The 519-nt window shown below is 65.7% G+C and carries 1 protein-coding gene; it reads left to right on the plus strand.

The window, feature by feature from the left end; genetic code table 11:
- Window positions 1-519, plus strand: a 519-nt coding sequence (locus NS184_RS17215) for a LysR family transcriptional regulator (RefSeq protein WP_152998328.1), incomplete at both ends; no start/stop codon positions are given.

The following is a 519-nucleotide window of genomic DNA, read 5'->3' on the forward strand; positions in this document are numbered from 1 at the left end:
GGTTCTTTCTGGAGGTCGCCCGTACCCAGAAGGCCAGCAGCGCCGCGCGCCGGCTGGGCGTCGACTACACCACCGTCTCCCGGCGGATCTCCTCCCTGGAAAAGGCCTTGGGGGCGCTGCTGTTCGAAAAGTCGCGCAGCACCGGCTTCAGCCTCACCATGGAAGGCCAACGACTGCTGGGGCATGCCGAAACCCTGGAAAGCACCCTGCAGACCGCCTGCGAGCAGATTTCGGATACCCGCCTGGCGCCTTCCGGTCAGGTACGCATCGGTGCCACCGAAGGCTTCGGTAGCTACTTCGTGGCGCCCCAGTTGAGCTTTTTCCAGGATCGCTATCCGGGTATCACCCTGGAGGTGCTGCCGGTCCCGCACTTCGTCAACCTGTCGCGCCGCGAAGCCGACATCGCCATCACCCTGGAGCGCCCCGAGCGCGGGCCCTACGTCTGTCGCAAGCTATGCGACTACCGGCTGCGCCTATACGCCACCCCCGAGTACCTGGCGACCAATCCCGCCATCGTCG

The organism is Curtobacterium luteum, from assembly GCF_001475545.1.
Lineage (GTDB): Bacteria > Actinomycetota > Actinomycetes > Actinomycetales > Microbacteriaceae > Curtobacterium > Curtobacterium luteum_A.